The following is a 562-nucleotide window of genomic DNA, read 5'->3' on the forward strand; positions in this document are numbered from 1 at the left end:
CGCCTCCCGCACGGCCTCGATCACGGCCCGCGTCGCGGGCGCGGGCGCCAGCCCCTCGCGCAGCTCCACCGCGCGCGTGGCGGCGTACAGTTCGACGGCGATGACCCGGGTGAGGTTGTCCACGGCCGTGCGCAGCTTGCGCGCCGCCGACCAGCCCATGGAGACGTGGTCCTCCTGCATCGCGGAGGACGGGATCGAGTCCGCCGAGGCCGGTACGGCGAGCCGCTTCAGCTCGCTCACCAGGGCGGCCTGGGTGTACTGAGCGATCATCAGCCCGGAGTCGACACCGGCGTCGTCGGCGAGGAACGGCGGCAGCCCGTGGCTGCGGTTCTTGTCCAGCAGCCGGTCGGTGCGGCGCTCGGCGATGGAGCCGAGGTCGGCGGCGGCGATGGCGAGGAAGTCCAGGACGTAGGCGATCGGTGCCCCGTGGAAGTTGCCGTTGGACTCGACCCGCCCGTCCGGCAGCACCACCGGATTGTCGACCGCGGAGGCGAGTTCGCGCTCGGCGACCAGCCGGGCGTGGGCCAGGGTGTCCCGCCCGGCGCCCGCGACCTGCGGGGCG

At 74.4% G+C, this 562-nt stretch carries 1 protein-coding gene; it reads right to left on the bottom strand.

Annotated elements, in window-relative coordinates; all coding sequences use genetic code 11:
* A partial coding sequence (locus B7L92_RS38675) for an aromatic amino acid lyase (protein WP_159461095.1) occupies window positions 1-562 on the bottom strand: 562 nt, incomplete at both ends.

The organism is Streptomyces viridosporus (genome assembly GCF_002078235.1).
Classification (GTDB): domain Bacteria; phylum Actinomycetota; class Actinomycetes; order Streptomycetales; family Streptomycetaceae; genus Streptomyces; species Streptomyces viridosporus.